We start from the raw sequence: 1451 nt of genomic DNA, 5'->3' as shown, positions 1-1451 counted from the left end.
TGTACATCGAATGGCAGACAGATGCCTTCCCAACCGCGACTTACATTCTTCTTGGTGGTCTGCTTAAACTCGCGAGTGTAGCTGATCTTCTCGGCTGTAAACTCCTGTGGAACATAGAAGTTGTTATTGCCATCAGCATCCACCAGAACGATGTTCTTGGCCTTACCATCGACAACCACATTGTTCACTCCTTCTGGAGCCAGCGAATCTGCTTGTACATAAATCAGCAAGTTAGGATTGCCAAAGCCCTCAATGTCACTGCGAGTGATAGCCTCAGTACTGTTCCATACGATAGCTGCGATATCCTTAGCAACCACATCGCGACCACCAACCTGCTCCAAAGCCAGAGCCATTGTGGTTTGTCCAACAACAGTAAGGGTCACTCCGTCGAATGTGGCAGTAATTTCTTGCGCGTTCTTATCAGTGAAGTAACCTGGATTAGAAGGGCCACCGTCGATATGGGCGTAGCTGACATCAGTATGCTCAGGATCATAGACGGTACCTTTGCCACCAACGAGATTTGTGCATTCGCCAAACATACCTACACTGCTTGATACATTATCGGTTCTCCACTCATTTCCTGCATAAATGGTGACTAAATTAGAACAACCATCGAACATCCCGCTCATGTCTGTAACGTTGTCCGTATTGAAATTGCTTACGTCAAGGCTTGTCAGGCTAGAACAATAAGAGAACATCCCATTCATATTTGTCACATTGGTCGTAATAAAACTGCTCACGTCAAGACTTGTCAGGCCAGAACTAGTGAACATCCCAAACATGTTTGTCACGTTGTCCGTCTTAAAATTACTTACATCAAGGCTTGTCAGGCTGGCACAGGCGTTAAACATAGAGCCCATGGTTGTTACTTTGTCCGTCTTGAAATTGCTTACATCAAGGCTTGTTAAAGCTAAACAACCTAAAAACATCTCACTCATGTCTGTCACATTATCCGTCTTGAATTTGCTTACATCAAGGCTTGTTAGTGCATAACAACTAGTAAACATCCCACTCATGTCTGTCACATTATCCGTCTTGAGATTCTCAATGCCCTCAATAATGGTAAGTTTCCTGCACATGAAGAACCAGTAGGCTGTACTTGTGAGTGTAGTACAATTTGCAAATGAAGCGTCGAACACAGCCTTAGTGATATAATCTACAGATCTAAGCCAAGACTGATAGCCAGTATCGCTACTGAACGGCCCTACACTCATACCATTCCTAGCATCTTTCTGACTATCATAGTAGAACGTCAGTATGGTGTTGTTCTCACTTAGTACAGCATAAGGCTCAGGATTCGTAATCACTGGTGCGTTCTTATCTGTGAAATAACCAGGATTTGAGGTTCCTCCGTCAAGATGTGCATAAGTAGCATCCACATGGCTTTCGTTGTAAATGGTGCCTGCGCCTCCAACAAGATTGGTGCAGTTTACGAACATTTCCTCACTCTC

General features: G+C 44.2%; 1 protein-coding gene. It reads right to left on the bottom strand.

The genetic code is table 11. From position 1 onward, the window contains the following. A partial coding sequence (locus BUB86_RS16870) for a BspA family leucine-rich repeat surface protein (RefSeq protein ID WP_139261764.1) occupies nucleotides 1-1451 on the bottom strand: 1451 nt, incomplete at both ends.

The organism is Xylanibacter ruminicola (genome assembly GCF_900142525.1).
GTDB classification, from domain to species: Bacteria; Bacteroidota; Bacteroidia; order Bacteroidales; family Bacteroidaceae; genus Prevotella; species Prevotella ruminicola_A.
Note: the sequence above shows the minus strand (reverse complement) of the source record. Positions and strands in the feature narration are given on the sequence as shown.